This is a genomic window from Streptomyces sp. NPDC031225 (genome assembly GCF_055570355.1).
The window spans coordinates 44,192-62,558 of record NZ_JBVIHJ010000004.1; the positions used below are offsets into that span (position 1 = coordinate 44,192).

Here is an 18,367-nt window from a genome sequence, read left to right on the forward strand (position 1 = left end):
GCCAGCCCGACGTCATACGAGCGTGTCGGGTTCACCCGCGGCATTAAGACCAATAGTGGTGATCCCACGACGTGGCTTCCGTGTTTTCGGAACGACGGGCAACACTCCTGCCTTCGCGAGGTCGGCCTTGGTGATCACAGGGCCGGCCGCAATGCGCTCCAGGAGATCCCGCTGCCCCGGCTCCAGCTCCACCAGCCGCCGCAGCACTGAAAGAAGCTCCATGAGCTCCTCCGACCAATGGGCCAACCACGTCTCGGCATGGATATCGTCCAGGGGGCTGGTCTTCCGGCTGTTGGGGCTTGCCTTGCGGTAGCCGAACCACTTCTTGACGATCTGCATCTCGCCCACGTCGTATGCCCAAACCTCGGGTGGGACGGGACCGAACTCCCCAGAGCCCAAGTGGAGGGTGTGGGTCATCTCGGCGTACTGGATCTCAGCGGGAAGCACCTGCCCTACAGCCTGCCGATAGCGGACGCGCCGCAGGTCGCCCTGGGGATAGCACACGTCTCCCGCGGGCCTGCCCGCCTCAGGTGCCGCATAGCGTTCTCCGTAAGTCGAAGCCCACAGCACATTCGAACCCACGCTCACGGCCTCACTCCAAAGCTGCGGATCGCGGGTGATCGGCACGCGTACGCCCGGTGTGAGCAGTTCTTCGGTGAAACGTTCGGTGAACCCCCGATGCCCGGCCACTGCCGCTACGTACGCAGCCAGATCGTGCACAGTGACGTGGGCGATTCCGAGCTCGGTGGCGAGGCAGGTAAGCAGGCCGGGTGGCAGATTGGGCGTTCCGTCGGGGTGCAGGATGGGCATGGCCTTGCCGCCACGCCCATTGAAGTGGTGCGTGTCCGGCAGGAGAGCCGTGGCGACGACCGCGGGTCCCGAGTTGATCTCGTGAGAGGACTGCTGGTTGAGGAACAGCTGGTCCGCCTGGAGCGACTCCCACAGATCCGGGCGCGGAAAGTCAACGACACGGCTGTCAGAGATGAGCCACTGGCGGTCGAAGCTACGCATCCCGATCCTGATCAACTCGGGCTCCAACACGGTCTCCTGACCGATAGCCCTCGCATGTTCGGGTTGACCGGGCAGAGGTTGCGGCTTCTTATTGAGAGTCCGGTCGCGGGTCTCCTTAAGTAGTTCGGCCTTCCTTACGAGGCTCTTCTCCGAGATCAGGTGGGCCCACCGCCGCCGGAGGATGTCCCGGTCCGGGCCATTCACCCACGAGCGGTTGGCCTTGATGCCTGGACTTCCCCAGGGGAAGAGGTCGTTCAGCTCGGGATACTCCGCCCAGCCGGTCCCCGTGGTAGGCCTAAACGGCTGGGCACCATCGGTGTGCGTGTCCTGCCATCCGTCATCATCCAGACGGATTTCTTTCAACTGACGGTACTTGGCAGCCCGCTTGCCCTCGACGGTGCGGTAGTGAATCCGCGCGAGGCGCTTCGGATCGTGATCGGTGCGCCGTAGAAAGATGCAGATCGCCAGCGGCTGGGCGACACCTGGGAAAATCCGGGTGGAGACGTCGGGGCGGTGACCTTCCGGTGAGACGTCGATGATCCAACCCTCGTCGCAAGTACGTCGCAGATAGTCCCGCATGCCACGACCGCCGGGTCCACTGGCATATCCGGAAGGCGTAATGAAGCAGATCACACCGTGCTGGTCCTCATTGTGCGCGTCGAAAACCTTCCACGTCGCCCAACGCCAGAAGTAGATGTAGAGGTTCTTAAGAATGTGCTCATAGCGCCCGTTGCCCGGCTGCTTGAAATCATCGATCGGCGGCGCACCACGCCCTGTGGCACCACTCTCGATCCATCCGCCGCGCCCCTTGGCCTTGTCATCGTATGGCGGGTTCCCTATCACCACCGTCACGGGAGTCGTGGCTTTCACCTTGTTCGCCCGCTTCCGCGACTCCGATATCACCCCGTACGTTGAGGCTAGGGACTCCTCCGCCACATAAGGGTTGTCCAACGTGTCCGTGACGTACAGCTGCAGGCCTTCCCTCGGCTGCACTGCACGGTGACGCTTCAACAGGTCGGAAGTACGCAGCTCGGCCACCGCGAAGGGGCCCATTTGAAGCTCGAACCCTACTAAGCGGCGAGCGAGACTGCTGATGGCATCCGGGACGGCGCCGGGGCCAGTATTCCGCCCAGTCCACTCAGCCACGTGCTCGATGATCGCATGGAGATAAGTACCCGTCCCCATAGCCGGGTCGACGATGCGTACGTTCTGACTTGCATAACCCTGCGGCCGATCCAGACGCGAACATAAGACGTCCTCCGTCAGTCGCACCATCTCCTCCACGACCTCGCGCGGGGTGTAGTACGAGCCGCTCTTCTGCCGAAGCTTCTCGTCATACACCTCGAGGAACGACTCGTAGAGATGCAGGTAGGCGTCACGTCGGCCCTTGCGGATGGAGTCCCACTGCACCGCGTCAATCACGCGAACCAGCAGATCCAGCGTCACGTCGAAGCTCTCAGTGACGTTGTCAGTGAGCAATTGAAGGGCTTTGCCCATCAGAGCGTGCCCGGCATCAAGCTTGCGACCGATCTCGTGCAGGTTGGTGTCGGTCAGGCGCAGATCTTCAGTACGAGCGAGCAACAGCGCGAAGGTTACGGTTTGGGCGTAGCCGTCAGCGAAGGTGGCGTCATCGGCAGTCGGGAAAAGGAGCTTGCGCCAATCGCCCATCAAGCCCGTGAATCGTAGATCCTGTGGGCGCGCTCCATCAGCTGCCGCACGTCGCTCGGTCTCCAATTGCTCCAGCACTGCGGCCCGCAGTAGTCGACACAATGGTGCGATACGCCGAACCAACACTGAGACTTGCCGAATTTCCTCGGGATACCAATGCAGGAACGTCTGCAGCAGGGTGTGGAACGCGTCCGGAGAAACAATCTTCAAATCTGCGCCGGCTCGATCCAGATCGCCCTCGAAGGCCACCGGGTCACCGACTGCCGCTCCATGCCGGAACAGTCGCCATTCGGTGCCGTTCGTATAGAGCAGGTTCGGCAGGTCCCGCAGACGCTCCCACTGCTCCTTGTTGCGGCCAGTGAACTTGCTCGGGTCAACGCTCTGGCCGGGCCTCTTGATCTCGACGTACCCGATGATCGCGCCGTGGACCTCGACTGCATAGTCGGGGCGGACCCCGAGGTCGGGCAGAGGAGTCTCCGCATGCCACAGAACGTCCTGCAGTTTGTACTGAGCACCAGCGGTCTGCAGCAGCTTCTCAAGCGGCGAACGGATGGCGAACTCAGGCCATCCAGGACCGTCGAGCAGCGGCTTGCTCGACGCGCCGAAGGCCGACACGGCCTCTGTTAACCACTTCCGCTGGTTCTGCACCACGCTGCGCGCCCCCGCAACTCTCTACTCATGATCGCATTGAAAGTATGACAGGAAGTATCGGATCATGAAAGACGCGACGCCTTCAACTGAGCTTTACCCCAAGGGAGATGAGGCCAACGCATGGACCCATCGATCCATCCCCACGATCGAGTTCATCGGAGTGACGCAGCTCATGGCAGCATCCGCTGGTAGCCGCCCAGTGGATGAATGGTGCAACCGTTCAAGGACCACGTTCACAAACCTGGCCTGCCCCCGAGGCAGGAACACCAGGCTATCTGCTGATCCCGGCAGCCTCGACGGGCCGCCTGGGAAGTCGGCTCAAATCACCCCAACCTCGCGTTGAGGGATTCATCAGGCAACAAGGACTCTGGCTCTGCGCCCTGCGACACCCTGACTACCGCGGACTGGCCAAAGTCAGCCTGCAGCACGTCCTCGTCGCCGCTGCACTCGACGTCGTGCGCGCCGACCCCCAGTCGGCCGAAGCACCACTCGACATGTCAGGGACTCCCCCACCCCCAACTCCGCCCCGCACAGGCGCCCGCCTGTTTTTCTAACAGCGTCTTTCGAGAGACGTGACCTCAGTGACCACGGTGCGTTCACAGCACCAAATGGAAGTGCTGGAGGAACGCGGTGCACTGTCAACAGGATCGGCTAGCTTGTGGCACAGCCATTGCGACAGCTCCCGCCGACGGACCCGATCGAAGGACAGACGTGCAGCCGACGCCACTCAGCCCCGAGGACCCAGCTCATATCGGCGGCTTCGAGCTGCTCGGCAGGATCGGCCAGGGCGGTATGGGTCAGGTGTTCCTGGGTGAGTCTCCGGGGGGCGAACCAGCGGCAGTAAAGGTGATCAAACCGTCAGTTGTCGACTCGACCTCCCGACTGCGCTTTGCACAGGAGATCGAGATCCTGAAGACGGTCTGGGGCGCGCGGATCGCACAGCTTCTCGACGCGGACGCGGACGCTGAGCAGCCGTGGTTGGCGACGGAGTACGTAGAAGGACCAGATCTCAGCAAGCACGTGATGACGCACGGCCCACTGCCTGCGCTACTCGTCCTGTCGCTCGGCGCAACCATCGCCGAAGGCCTTGGGTACGTACACAAACAGGGGCTGCTGCACCGTGACCTGAAGCCCGCGAACATCCTGCTCGGACCGAACGGCCCTAAAATCATCGATTTCGGTCTCGCCGTCTTCGCGGAGTCGAGCGCCTCCCTCACGGCGGCCAACACCGTCGTCGGCACGCCGTCCTGTATGCCACCCGAGCAGGCCAACGGCGAGAAGCCGCTCACGAGCGCCGTAGACGTGTACGCACTCGGGACGGTGCTGCTGTTCGCCGCGACGGGCCATCTGCCGTACCACGCGAACAACATCCATGTGCTGTTCCATATGGTGACCGATCCGGCAACCACGCCCGATCTCACTGGCGCCCCGCCCGAGTTGGTCCCGCTGCTGACTTCCATGCTGTCCCATTCGGCTCATGCCCGGCCCACGGTCAGCGAGGTCGTCCAGCAGTGCCGTGCCCTGGTCGAGGCGCAGGGACTGAAACTCGCCCAGGCCCGTCGACGTCTCACCACCTACACTGCCGCGCCGCCTCAGGAATTCCTCACGCTGCTTCCGGCACCGGTGTCGGAAGACGTCGTGGCCCCAGTCCCCTCTCTGTCCCATCCGGCGGACGCGCCCCCCGCTGACGGGGCACAGTTCGCGCCCGTGGGCGAGTCCGCTTTGGAAGCTGAACCCACTCGGTTCCTCACATCACCGCATCAGACACCCGCTGCCGGGCCGCCCGCCCAACCGGAGCCGACAGTCCTGTCGCCACAGAGCGCACAGGACGAGCAGGCCAACCCGGACACGCAGGACCCGGGAATTGGGCAGGAAGTGCCACGGCGTGCTCGTGGCACCGGCCGGCCCCCCGCCCGCTCGCTGCGCCACTCCGCACAGGCCAGGCGCACAGCCCAGCAGCTACGCGAGGCCTACGCAGCGCGAGCCGCGTTCTGAACTCCACGGCGTCCACACTCGGTAGCGCTGCCCGCCTCCATAGGAACCGCGCCGCGACTTCTGCGCACTGCGAGCCATTGACCTGCGGGTCTGTCCCGGTGAGGGTGGTTCACACGCTTTGCTGCCCATACGGCACAGTAGAGCGGTACAACAGCGTGAGCGGCATGTCTGTCCGTGAGGGGCGGCGACCGCGACAACAGCACAGCACGACGGACACGGGAGGCAGCGGGTGACCGCCCAGCAGAGCAGCACCGCACCGGTGGGTTCCGGGGAGGACCAGTTTCCGGCAGGCGCGCAGGTCTTCGTGCGCGACGAGGTGTGGCTCGTGCGGAACTCCGTGCGCACCGAGCACGACGGCGCGAAGGTCGACGTCGTGGGCGTGTCCGACTTCGTACGGGACCAGGAGGCCGTGTTCTTCACCGGCCTGGACACGATTGAGCTGATCGACCCCCGCCGTACGAAGCTGGTCCGGGACGAGTCGTCGAACTTCCGCCGCTCCCGTCTCTTCCTGGAGGCGGTCCTGCGCAAGACCGCGCTGCCGCAGTCCGAGCGCCGGCTGGCCCTCGCCGACTCGTTCCTCCTCGACTCCCTCCCCTACCAGCGCCGCCCCGCCGAGCTCGCCCTGTCGGGCCGCAACCTGCGCCCGCGGCTGCTGATCGCCGACGTGGTCGGTCTGGGCAAGACCCTGGAGATCGGTCTGACGCTGGCCGAGCTGATCCGGCGGGGGCGTGGCGAGCGGATCCTGGTGGTCACCCCGCAGCACGTCCTGGAGCAGTTCCAGCACGAGCTGTGGACCCGGTTCGCGATCCCTCTAGTACGGCTGGACTCGGTCGGCATCGAGCGGATCCAGCGGGAGATCCCGGCGGGCCGGAACCCGTTCACGTACTTCAAGCGGGTCATCGTCTCGATCGACACCCTGAAGAACACCGACCAGTACAAGCATCATCTGGAGCGGATCAACTGGGACGCGGTCGTCATCGACGAGTCGCACAACCTGATCAACCGCGGCTCCCTGCGCAACCAGCTCGCGCAGATCCTCGCCCCGCGCACGGACGCCCTGATCCTGGCCTCGGCGACCCCGCACAACGGTGACGCGAAGTCGTTCGCGGAGCTGATCAGCCTCCTTGACCCGGCGGCGATCCGCGATCCGGAGCACTACCGCGCCGAGGACATCGAGCATCTCTTCATCCGCCGTACGAAGATCAGCCCCGAGGTCCGCGAGCAGATGAAGGGGCAGTGGGCGGACCGCGGCCCCTCCCAGTCTGTGCGGTGTGCGGCCACTCCCGCCGAGGAGAAGATCTTCGAGGAGCTGGCAGCGGTCTGGCTGCCCGGCGAGAACGGCACCTCGGTGAGCAGTGTGCCCCTCTTCCCGTACACGCTGCTGAAGTCGTTCCTGTCCTCGCACGCCGCTCTGAAGGCGACAGTGGCCGCGCGCATCAAGACGCTGGAGAAGAAGGACGACCCGACAGCGACACATGCCGAACTTGCCGCACTGCGCACGCTCCAGGACCTGGTGGCGCCACTGACGGAGGCGGACTCGGCGAAGTTCGCGGTGCTGGTCGAGCAGCTGAGGGCGATCGGCGTCGGCCCGAAGTCGGACGCGCGGGTGGTGGTCTTCTCCGAGCGGGTGCAGACCCTGGAGTGGCTGCGTACGGTGCTCCCAGCGGCGCTCGGTTTCCGGGGCCGGGCGGCCGAGGAGTCGACGCGGGTGATGCACGGCGGCCTGTCGGACGAGCAGCAGATGCAGTGCGTGGAGGACTTCGGCCTGGCGGACTCCCCCGTACGCGTCCTGCTGACCGGCGATGTGGCGTCCGAGGGCGTCAACCTGCACCGCCAGTGCCACCAGCTGATCCACTACGACGTGCCGTGGTCGCTGATCCGCATCGAGCAGCGCAACGGCCGTATCGACCGTTACGGGCAGGCGCACCAGCCGCAGTTCCGCGCGCTGATCCTCACCAGTGAGGTGGAGGGAGCGAAGGACGACACGGTGGTGGCGGAGCGGCTGCTAGACCGGGAGGATCAGGCGCACCGGGCGCTGGGCACGGCCGAGGCGGTGACGGGCCTGTACCGGGCGGAGGCCGAGGAGAAGTCCCTCATCCAGGATCTGCTGCGCGGCCGTACGGTGGACGAGTCGCTGGATACGCGCCGGGCGGAGGCCGAGGCGGACGCGGCCATGGACGACTTCCTTGCGGACTTCTTCGGTTCGGTGGGTGACGCCGAACCGGGCGCGGAGGACGGCGGTCAGCAGGACGCCCAGGAAAGTGGTGCCGACGCGTCGGCACCGGACGGCGCTGGAGCGGGCAACGCGGTGGTGCCCCGGCTGTTCACGTCGACCGCCGAGTTCCTCGACGAGGCGCTGCGCGAGGTGTTCCCCGACGCGACCACGAGCCTGGACCTGCACCGGGACACCGAGTCGGGTCTGCTGTCGTTCCGCCCGCCCACCGACCTGGTGCACCGCCTCAAGGCGCTCCCGCTGGACTACGTACGCGAACAACGCCTGCGTGAACGGCTGTTGGTGACCTTCAACCGCCGGCTCGCCGAGCACTCCCTGAAGCGGGCCCGCGAGTCGTCCAACTCCAGCTGGCCGGAGATCTCCCTCCTCACGGATCTGCATCCGGTGGTCGAGTGGCTGACGGACAAGGTCCTGGTACGTCTGGGCCGCCAGGAGGCCCTGATCATCACGGCCGACGTGCCCGAGCCCACGTACCTCGTCCAGGGCGTCTACTCCAACGCGTTGGGCCGTCCGACCGTCGTCAAGTGGATGGGCGTGACGCGGGGCGGCACGGTCGAGGACGACATGGTCGGCCTGCTGCACCGCTCCGGAGTCGGACCGACCATGGCCAACCCGATGCGCCACAGCGAACCGGCGACCGTACTGGAGGCCGGCATTCCCGACGCCCTGGCCGCCGCCGAGCACTTCCTCGACCGGCACCGCGACGCCTGGGACGAGCCGCTGCGCAAGCCGATCGACGACTACAAGGCCCGCCTGGGCGGCTGGGAGCAGCCCACCCTCGCCGGGGAGCGGACGAAGAAGTCGCTCGCCTCGTTCGCGGACTCGCTGCTGACCACCGGCCGCCCACTGATGCGGGTCCTCGCCGTCCTGGTCCCCGACCCGGAAGCGTCCACGCCGCCGACCACGGCCTGAGCCGGCTCTCACGGCTCCCCCATCGCCAGCCCGCTGACCTGAGATTCCCTGAGAAGAGACCGGACATGACGTACGACTCCCTGGTCAGCCGAGGAGACTACTTCTCGGCGCACTACCTCGCCGAGGTGCTGCCCAAGGACCTCAAGTCGGGCCTGCTGGCCACCTGGAAGCAGCGCGAGGACGAAGCGAAGGCGGAGGCCGAGCGGGCGGCCACGGCGGGGGCCGACGGGACGTCCGGAGCGACGCCGGGGGAACCGGACGCCGACGCTCTGCCGGTCACCCCTCGTGCGGGCCTGCGTGAGCTGCGCCGCCCCTACTTCCGGGCCCGTTCCTCCTTCGCCTTCCCCGAGGACGAGGACGGCGCGGCGGCCGCCAGGGACACCGAGGACGACTCGGCGACGTACGACTCCCCCGCCTGGTGCGAGCGGGTCCGCACCTTGAACGCCGAGGTGCTGCGCGCACTCGGCTACGACGCCAAGCCGCGCACGATGACGGTCACGCGAGCCGACCAGCCGTACGAGGTGCGGGTGGCCCACGCCGAGAAGGGCCTGGTCGCGGTCGACTGCGGCTGGGCCGCCGAACCGGACGCCGCCCTTGACTCGGACGGCCCGGGCCGCCTCCTGGAGCCGGTGCCGCTGGACGGCCGCAACACCGTACCGACGGGCTCGAAGCTCGCCTCGTTCCTCTTCGCCTGCGAGGACGCGCCCCGCTACGTGCTGCTGCTGGTCGGCGGTGTCGTCGTCCTCGCGGACCGGATGGTGTGGGGCGAGGGACGCTACCTCGCGGTCTCCCTGGACGCGGCCCTGCAGCGCAACGACACCAAGGCGGGCGGCGAACTCGACACGATCGCCGCCCTGTTCGGCGCGGACTCGCTGCGCACCCCGGAGGAGGGCGGCGAGAACCCCCTCTCCGAACTCGTCGACAAATCCACCAAGCACGCGGTGGGCGTCTCCAGCGAGCTGCGCGACGGCCTGCGCCTGAGCGTCGAACTCATCGCGGGCGAGGTCCTGGCCCGACTGCGCGAGCAGGGCGTACGCCCCGAGGACATCGGCGAACTGTCCGATCTCGGCAAGCAGTTGACCCGCGAGTCGCTCCGCTACCTCTACCGCATCCTGTTCCTCCTCTACGCGGAGGCCCGCCCCGAGCTGGGCATCCTGCCCGCCGACTATCCCGAGTACCAGCAGGGCTACGGCCTCGGCCGCCTCGGCGAACTGATCGCCGAACGCGACCTGGTCGACGAGAAGTCCCGGCAGGGCACGTACCTGTACGAGTCCCTGGACCTGCTCTTCCGCAAGGTGCAGGAGGGCTACCGTTCCCGCCGGACGCACGGCCCCTCGGCTCCGGAGGAGGACGGCGTCGAGGTGGACGTCAAGGCCAGCGAGGACGTGGGCCTGCGTTTCGAGCCGCTGCACTCCAAGCTGTTCGAACGGGAGTCGATCCGGCTGATCGGCCTGGGCGCGATCCCGCACCCCCACGACGACGCCGACGAGGACGACGACGAGCTCGGCCTTGAAAGCTCTGGCCGCCTCCTGGACACTCGGCTGCGGAACGCCACGCTCTACAAGGTGCTGCGCCTGCTGATGATCACGCGCGGCAAGAAGGGCGAGCGCGGCGGCTTCATCTCGTACGCCCAGCTCGGCATCAACCAGCTCGGGGCCGTGTACGAGGGCCTGATGTCTTACAGCGGGTTCATCGCGGGTGACGAGGAGCTGTACGAGGTCGCGAAGAACGGCGACCCGAAGGACGGTTCCTGGCTGATCCCGAAGTCGAAGATCGACGACTACCTGCCCAATGTCTTCGTGCCCCGCCGCGACGAGGAGACCGGCGAGGACGTCCGCGTCCGCTACGCCCCAGGCTCGTTCGTCTACCGCCTCTCCGGCCGCGACCGCCAGACCTCCGCCTCGTACTACACCCCCGAGTCCCTCACCAAGGTCACGGTCCAACTGGCCCTCCAGCACCGCCTGGACCAGGACGGTACGACGACCGAGGCGCGCGAACTGCTCGACTGGAAGATCTGCGAGCCGGCGCTCGGCTCGGGCGCGTTCCTCAACGAGGCGATCAACCAGGTCGCGGCGGAGTACCTGCGCCGCCGCCAGGAGGAGCTGGGCACGCCGATCGACACGGAGAAGTACGCGATCGAGCTCCAGAAGGCCAAGGCGTACGTCGCCCTGCACAACTCCTACGGCGTCGACCTCAACGAGACGGCGGTGGAGCTGGCGGAGGTGTCACTGTGGCTGAACACCATGCACCCCGGCATGGAGGCCCCGTGGTTCGGCCTGCACCTGCGGCGCGGCAACTCGCTGATCGGCGGCCGGCGTGAGGTGTACCCGCCGGAGAAGCTGAAGAAGGCGGCCTGGCTTGGGACCACGCCGGAGCGCTTCCCGCTGACGGAGGCGGCGAACGGCCTCCCGGTGACAGTGACCGAGCGCACGAACCGGAGCGGGTCGGTACAGCGGGTCACGGAGAACGCCGTCCACCACTTCCTCCTTCCCGCGAAGGAGTGGGGCGCGGTCGCCGCTGAGAAGGAGGCGAAGGCCCTCGCCCCGGAGGCGGCTCGGACGCTGGGCAACTGGCGCAAGATGATCACGCGGACGCCAACCGCCAAGCAGTCGGAACGACTTCAGGCCCTGGCCCGACGGGTCGAGTTCCTGTGGGAGCTGGTCGTACGGCGCCTGGAGATCTCCGAGCGGGACATCTCGCGGCGGATCGACGTGTGGGGTGTGGAGGACGGCTGGCTACGGTCCCCGGAGGTCGCGGTGCAGCGGGAGAAGGTCGTCGCCGACCTGACGGCTCCGGACACCCCGTACTGGCGGCTGAAGACGCTGATGGACGCGTGGTGCGCGCTGTGGTTCTGGCCTGTGCAGGAGGCTGGGCTGCTGGACGGTACGGCGGCGGTGTACCAGCGTGGGGCTGAGGAGCTTCCTTCGGGCGCTGTGGCGGAGGGGCTGCGGGCGGCGGACGAGTCCGGTGTTCTGATGTCCTGGGAGACGGAGGATCTGTTCGGCGAGATCACGGGCGGCGGTGAGCTGACGGCGGCCTCGGTGGAGCGCCGACGTACGGGGCGCCGCAAGGAGGCCATCGGGGGGGCCCGGAAGCGGGCGGTGGTGCCGCTGGCGGGGCTGGACGACTGGCTGGAGTTCGCGGAGGCGCTGATCGGCACGGAGGATGTGCCGGCGGACTCGCTGGTGGCGGAGTTCGGGTCGCTGGCGGAGTTGGAGCCTTATGAGGATGCGCTGCCGGATTTGATGGGCATGGAGCATTTTCAGCAGCTTGAGCTGCGGTTTCCCTGGGCTTCGGTGGCGGGGGATGTGGCGAGTGCGCAGGGGTTCTTCCATTGGGAACTGGACTTTGCGCAGGTGTTTGCTCGGGGTGGGTATGACTTGCAGGTGGGGAACCCGCCTTGGGTTCGGCCTACTTGGAAGGAGAACTTGGTCCTTGCTGAGTTGGATCCATGGTTCGCCCTCGAAGAAAAGCCAGAAATCGGCGAATGGAAATTCCGAAAGGCAGAGCTTCTGGGATCCCAGAAGACCACCAACGTCTACCTTGCCGAAGTTTCGGCAAGCGCGGGCATCGCAGCTACGCTCGGAAGCGCGGCTACTTATCCACTTTTGGTGGGCACCCAATCAGATTTGTACCGCGCATTTATGTGCCGGACGTGGACAAACATCAGCCCCCTCGGGATGGCCGGCCTCATCCATCCCGATACACACTTCGGCGGCGTAAGAGAAGGCCACTTGCGAGCCACAACCTATGAGCATCTCCGCTTCCATGCTCACTACTGGAACCAACGTCACCTATTCGCCGAGATCAAGGAGACAAGGCAGTTCTCTACAAACATCTATGGAAAGGCCAGGTCAAGGGTTTCCTTCCCCCACGTAAGCTGGCTATTTTCACCCGAAACCCTCAGCTCCTCACTAACTGAAGCAAAAACAACTACCACACAGCTCCCGGGCATCAAGCATAACGGAGAATGGGACCTGCGACCGCACCCTTCTCGTTTGGTTCATGTAAACCTAGAACAGCTATCCGCCTGGAACAGACTGACCTCAGAGAGCAGCACCCCAGACATTCAAGCTCCACTCCTCTATCCAGTTACACAGGATGAGCAAGGAGCAATCACCGTCCTCTCGGAAACCTCAATTCGAGCGGGCGGATTCAATACCCAAATCAGTTCTGGCTACCACGAATCAAACGGCAGGAGAGATGGATACTTTCACTGGGATTCAAGCCCGGCATCAAACCTTTCCGAGCTGATCTTGCAAGGCCCCCATGTCGGAATTGCTACGCCATTCGAGAAGCAGCCGCACATCCCTCTAAGGAACCGCAACGACTACGAAGACTTCGACCTCACCAGGATTCCTTCAGATGTAATCCCTCACACTAACTACGCGCGCGCCTGCACTACCCAGCAGTTCCTAAGTGCACAAGACACCTGGGGCAACCACCCCTACAGCACTTACTTTCGCCTTGCCTGGAGGCGAATGATTCCGTTCGATACCGAACGCAGCCTTTTCGCAGCTCTAATCCCGCCCGGCCCCGCCCATATCAATACCCTCCACTCAATGACTCTAGGCGATAACCGATTGACGACATTGAATGCAGGATTTTGGGCAGCGCTCCCCCTGGACTACTTGCTGCGAATCACGGGACGTGCCGACCTCACGCCAGCCGGCGCGAAAAAGATGCCTGCCCCCTTCCCCAACCACCCCTTGGCTAATCCTCTACTTATCCGTACGCTCCGGCTCAATGCCTTGACAGCCGCCTATTCTTCCCTTTGGGAAGAGCTTTTCCATCCCACCTGGCCCGGGTATGAGAACTGGGCATACGACAGCTGGCCGAATATCGAGCCTCTGGCGGGCAAACTCACTCCTACCTGGGAGTACCACACGCCTCTGCGAACGGAGTACGAACGCCGAGCAGCACTCGTCGAACTAGATGCACTTGTCTCCGTCTGGCTAGGCATCAGCGCCGATCAGTTGATCGCAATCTTGCACTCCCGATACCACATCCTGACTCAGCGAGAATCCGAAACGTATTTCGATGCAAACGGCCGGAAGATCGCCGCAAGTCATCACACCTACGGCTTCGGCCAAACAAAGGAAACGTACCCCGCCCTCCTCGCCCACCTCGAATCCCCTAACGCCATCGCCCCCCCGGGGGGATACGAGCCACCGTTCTACAAGGCGGACCGCGAGGCCGAGATGCGAGGCGCCCACGCGCACTTCCAAGCGCGGCTGGACGCCGAGATTGCCGCAGGACGGTGGGCTCCGCCCCAGCTTGCGGACAGTGGGCGTGAGGTGCCGGTGGATGGCTGACCGTCAGCGGCGCGTGCCGACGCCACACCTGCCGTACCTCATGCCGTCCCACGCCTCCAGGTAGGTTCCGTCCATGCCAGGACAGCTGCTAGAACTACACGTGGAGAACTTCCGGAGTCTGCGGGATGTGACCATCCCGTTAGGTCCCCTGACGGTTCTCGTCGGTGCGAACGGTGTCGGCAAATCGAATGTCCTCAAGGTCTTCGACCTGCTCGCCGACATCATCCGCACCGACCTCGAACCCGCCCTCGAAACCCGAGGCGGGTTCGACGAGGTCGCATTCTGGGGCGGGCCCAAGCCGCCGACGACCCTCCGTATTCGGCTCAAGGCAACCTGGACCACCCATTCCAGCCCCAACGCCCCCGACGAGTACGACCTCAAGGTCCGGCGCTACTCGGCCCCCAGCAACAAGGACAACGGCCGTTACCGACTCACCCGCAGCGAGAGCTTCCAGTTCAAGCGGACGCGGGGGCGAGGGCGCCGCATCACCGTGTCGGGCGAACGCGCCACCGTGGTTGACACCCGGCCGACCAGCGGCCTTGAGGACAGCAGCGAGTTCGGCATCCAGCGACTCAGCAGCGGCCTGTCCACCCTTCCCCGCCTGGCCAGCGCGGAAGGCGGCACCGAGGTCGCCCGAGTAGCGCATCAACTCTCCTCGTTCCGAGTATTCGATGTGAACGTGGACGCGGCACGTCGGCCGTCCCGGGTCCACTACGACGACCTGTCGTCCAACGCGGATAACTTGGCCGCTTTCCTCTACGTACTTCGCATGGGGAACCACGTGGGGGACGAAGATCTCTGGGACCGGCTGGTGGACGACGCGCGTTCCGTGCTTCCCCAGTTGCTGGATATCGAGTTCGTCAAGGTTGGAGGCGGGGCCGACCAGATCACGGTCTTCCTTCGCGAACGCGGTCTGCGGCGCCCCACTCCACTTGCCAACGCCAGCTACGGGACCGTCCGCCTCCTCGGCCTCCTGGCTCTGCTCTACGACCCGGCTCCTCCCGCCCTTACGTGCATCGAGGAGATCGACCACGGTCTTCATCCGCAGGCTTTGCGGCTGATCGTGGAACGGCTGCGTGAGGCCAGCACGCGCACCCAGTTCATCGTCGCCACCCACTCCCCCGCTCTCACAGATCGCCTCCGGCCTGAGGAAATCGTGATCTGTGAGCGTGACGACGACGGTGCCTCCCTCATCCCCGCCATCGCCACGGGCGACGTACGCGCAATCGTCGAGGAGAGTGGCGACCTGCCGCTCGGCGAACTCTGGTTCTCCGGCGTCCTCGGGGGCGACCTCACGGGGGACGAGCTGTGACGGCTAGGAGCAGAGGACCGCAGGGGCGCGATGTCATCGTGCTTGCCGGCGAGGACTCCAACGACTGCCGGATCGTCGCCGAGATCATCAAGCAGCACCACCCTGACATCAGCAGCGCCCGGCTCGTCGAGATCAGCGACAAGACCCGGCTCAAGACGGCCACCGGTCCCGAACTCGCCGCCCGCATCCGCACGATCATCGGCAAGGCGAAGGGTCGCGCTCTCCGGGCGAAGGGCCTGCTGGTCGGCCTGGTGATCCACGAGGATCTGGACGGCTACACGGACGCCGAGTACACCCGTATCCGCGCGAACGTCGCCGGAGCCCTCTCCCGTGAGAGCCCCTGCAACTCGGCGCTGGCGCTTGCCGCTTGGGAGTCGGAGGCCTGGCTCTTACTCTTCCCGGACGCCTTCCCGGCCGTCCGACCCAACTGGAAGGTTCCCGCGCAACTCCAAGGCCGCGACACCGGAACCATCAAGAGCCCCAAGGAAGAACTCAAGCGCAAGCTCGGTTCCCCGGCTTTCCGGGAGAGTGACGGGCTCAAGGTCGCCGAGCAGGCCCGGTCGCTAGGCGTACTGGCCTCGGGCCCGACCGGTACGAACCGCTCCTACCAGGACTTCGTCCACGAACTCGGCCAGTGGTCTACAGCCTCCGTCCCGAGTCCGCGCCGTAGATGAGCGGTTCACGGCCTAGTCATGTAGCTCAGCTCGTGTACTCGACGAACATCGCCCAGGCATCCTTGCCAACAGTCAGTCCAGGGCGGGCAGTGTCCTTGGAGTCCCGCACATGGATCGTTTGCGGGGAGGTGGCCACCTCGACGCAATCACCGCCCTCAGCCCCGCTGTAACTGCTCTTGAACCAGGTCAGAGACGAGTCCGCCGTGTTCTTGGTTCGGGGCGTCATGGTTCTCCCAACAACTTCTCGACGTAGGACAACGACTCACGGGGAGCGAGTGCTTGCGCTCGGATAATCCCATAGCGCGCCGACAGCACACGCGCCTCTTCTCGGTCGGTGACCAGTGTGCTTCGTCCCTGGGTCTCCAAATAGCCCACCTGCTCCCCGCCCTTCCGCGTGTAGAGCGTGAAGCCTCCGTCGACGCCTGCATTGTCCTCTCGGTCCAACGGCATTATCTGGACCTCGACGTTGCGCTGCTGACCGATGAGAAGAATCTGCTCCAACTGTCCCCGCCTGACATCCGGACCGCCGAGTCCGCGCAATAGCACGGACTCCTCCATCACGAAGCTGAACAGCGGTCTGTCGACTCTCGCGAAGACCTCTTGTCGTGCCAGCCGAGCGGCCACTCGCTGCTCGATGATCTCTTCAGTCAGGAGCGGCCTCCGCATGCGCAGGAGGGCTCGCGTGTACTCCTCAGTCTGCAAGAGCCCTTTGATGACGTGCGTGTCGTAAGCGTGCAGCTCAACCGCCTCCGCCTCCAACCGAGCCGCATCCCGAAAGAACGCTGGGAACTGCGCCCGCGCGACCTCCCCCTTCATCTCCTGCAAGACCCCGCCCGCGTCCAGCAAATCGTCCGCCACGTCGATGAACCGAGGCGACGGCACCCGCCTCCCCTGCTCAAACGCCGCGATCGTGGATGCCGAGTACCCGGTCCGCGCCCCGAACTCGGCGCGTTCCAGGCCCGCCCGCAGCCGGAACCGTTTCAGCTGCCGTCCGAAGACCCGGAGGATGCCCGAGCCCGGTTCTGGCGACGCCGAAGCCTCCGTCTCGCCGTCCGAGTCCGTGTCCGCAGCCCCGGTTCCGTCCGGCTCCCGTGCCAGTTCACTCACGCGTCCGCTCACCTCCACCGCCCCTACCGACCGACGCCCACGCTAGGAAGCACACGCTCACCACACCGCCGAACCTCGAAAGTTCACCCGCACAAGTGCTCAGCGTCGGTACGGGCTCAGGCGGCCGAGTGGACCGGTTCAGCCTTCTGGCAGCCATGGCGCTCCCTGCACTCCCGGCAGAGGGCGTGCGGATCGTGCGTGCGAATCGCGCGTTCACAGCCGTCGCAGGTGATCAGCGGCACCGGCTGTGGCGGGGGCGTCGCAGTCGTACGAAGAGGCGCTGTTGGCAACGGTGGCGGGAGAAGGGTGGTCAGTCGGTATTCGAGGAGGCTTGCCGGGTTGCGGATGGGGACGGCCTCGGATGGGAGGCTCGCAGTGAGCGTGCGGGTGATCTGGTCCGGCGTCGCGGAACGAGCGAGCCATGCCTCGACAGCGGGCACGAGCCGCTGAACGTCCCGTTCGGAGAGCAACAGCCGGGCGTCGGCGAGACGCAGACGCGCGAGCAGGTCGGCCGCCGGTCCGTCGGGCACCGTAACGGGTTCGGGAACAGCACGCCTCGTACGAACGGAAGCCGGCGGCGAGTCAGGCCGCGAGCCCTCCGCTAGACCCTGAACAGCCACCGGCGCCGGAGCAGGACGAGCCTCGGCCTCATCCCCGGCAGCAGGGGACGGGACAGGGGCGGCGACCGCCTCCGAGCCGCTGCCCCGCACCGCGGCTCGTACGACCACCCCCGGATGATCGAGGAAGAACGTACGCGTGGCGATACGCCCACCCCCGAGCGGCACCCGGCGGCGGACGAGATACCCGGCCGCCTCCAATTCGCGCAGCGCCCTGCCGATCGTCACCTCGCCCTCCGGGAAGCGCAGGGTCAGCGCCTTGATGGTGACCGATGCGCCATCTGGCAGGGACTGGATGTGGACGCCGATACCGATCGCCATGGCGGAGAGGCGGGGGTGCTGGGCGAGGTGGTTGCCGACGACGGTGTAGCGGTCGGTGTGGCGGTGCCGTACGTGGAGAACTCCGGCGCGGGGCGCGTCCGGCGGGAGTTCCGGAGGCGCGGGCGGTGAGTGCTCGGGCGACGGGTACGCGGGCAGGGCCGCGTTAGACTGCGGATCAGCCATCGGGAAGCCATCATCTTCCTGGTTGGTCAGGCCCTCGCCGGGATTGCCGTCCTGCCGGGGGCCGTTCTCTGTTTGCGGTTGTGTGCGGCGACCGTACCCCACCCGCGCGACCCGCTGACGGTCCCATCACCCGAACGAGTGGCGCCCCAACTCGCTGTCCGATAGGGCGGGTTTGGTGGGGTCGGTAGTTTCCCCAAGGGCTTTGAAGAACATCGCGCACCACCGAGTCACGGGATCCCGCGCCCCGGTGACGAGCTGGGAAGACAGCAGGCCACCCGGCTTCCCTCGACGTCCCGTCATCCCTGCGAGGAGGGAATCGCGAGGCATTGGGACGCCGCCCACAGGGAAATTTCCCAGGCGGCTTCGGG

General features: G+C 65.9%; 9 protein-coding genes. 5 read left to right on the forward strand and 4 right to left on the reverse strand.

Features of this window, described 5'->3' with window-relative positions; translation table 11 throughout:
- Positions 1-12: 12 nt before the first annotated feature.
- Positions 13-3,330 carry a type ISP restriction/modification enzyme gene (locus ACZ48Z_RS07770; RefSeq protein ID WP_468734914.1) on the reverse strand — a complete coding sequence of 1,106 codons (3,318 nt, stop codon included), beginning with the start codon at positions 3,328-3,330 and terminating at the stop codon, positions 13-15.
- Between the two features lie 711 nt (positions 3,331-4,041).
- Between ACZ48Z_RS07770 and ACZ48Z_RS07775 the strand changes: the two genes are divergently transcribed.
- From ACZ48Z_RS07775 to ACZ48Z_RS07795, 5 genes are all read left to right on the forward strand, one after another.
- Entirely contained in the window at positions 4,042-5,325 is a 1,284-nt protein-coding gene (locus tag ACZ48Z_RS07775) for a serine/threonine-protein kinase (protein WP_468734915.1), read from the forward strand.
- A 229-nt stretch (positions 5,326-5,554) separates the two neighbouring features.
- Positions 5,555-8,470, forward strand: coding sequence for a helicase-related protein (locus ACZ48Z_RS07780; RefSeq protein ID WP_468734916.1), 2,916 nt, complete (start codon positions 5,555-5,557; stop codon positions 8,468-8,470).
- Between the two features lie 65 nt (positions 8,471-8,535).
- Positions 8,536-13,785, forward strand: coding sequence for a class I SAM-dependent DNA methyltransferase (locus tag ACZ48Z_RS07785; RefSeq protein ID WP_468734917.1), 5,250 nt, complete (start codon positions 8,536-8,538; stop codon positions 13,783-13,785).
- A 73-nt stretch (positions 13,786-13,858) separates the two neighbouring features.
- Positions 13,859-15,097 (forward strand): AAA family ATPase, encoded by a 1,239-nt coding sequence (locus ACZ48Z_RS07790; RefSeq protein WP_468734918.1) that lies wholly within the window; start codon positions 13,859-13,861, stop codon positions 15,095-15,097.
- Between the two features lie 38 nt (positions 15,098-15,135).
- Positions 15,136-15,771, forward strand: coding sequence for a hypothetical protein (locus ACZ48Z_RS07795; protein WP_468734919.1), 636 nt, complete (start codon positions 15,136-15,138; stop codon positions 15,769-15,771).
- 25 nt (positions 15,772-15,796) lie between these two features.
- On the opposite strand, the gene ACZ48Z_RS07800 is transcribed toward ACZ48Z_RS07795, so the two are convergent.
- The 3 genes from ACZ48Z_RS07800 to ACZ48Z_RS07810 form a co-directional block, all read right to left on the reverse strand.
- Positions 15,797-15,997, reverse strand: a complete 201-nt coding sequence (locus tag ACZ48Z_RS07800; protein ID WP_468734920.1) for a DUF397 domain-containing protein — start codon at positions 15,995-15,997, stop codon at positions 15,797-15,799.
- Positions 15,994-16,869, reverse strand: coding sequence for a helix-turn-helix domain-containing protein (locus ACZ48Z_RS07805; RefSeq protein WP_468735225.1), 876 nt, complete (start codon positions 16,867-16,869; stop codon positions 15,994-15,996). Before ACZ48Z_RS07805 ends, ACZ48Z_RS07800 begins: the two co-directional genes overlap by 4 nt.
- Positions 16,870-16,994: 125 nt before the next feature.
- Entirely contained in the window at positions 16,995-17,999 is a 1,005-nt protein-coding gene (locus ACZ48Z_RS07810; RefSeq protein ID WP_468734921.1) for a hypothetical protein, read from the reverse strand.
- Between the last annotated feature and the right edge of the window lie 368 nt (positions 18,000-18,367).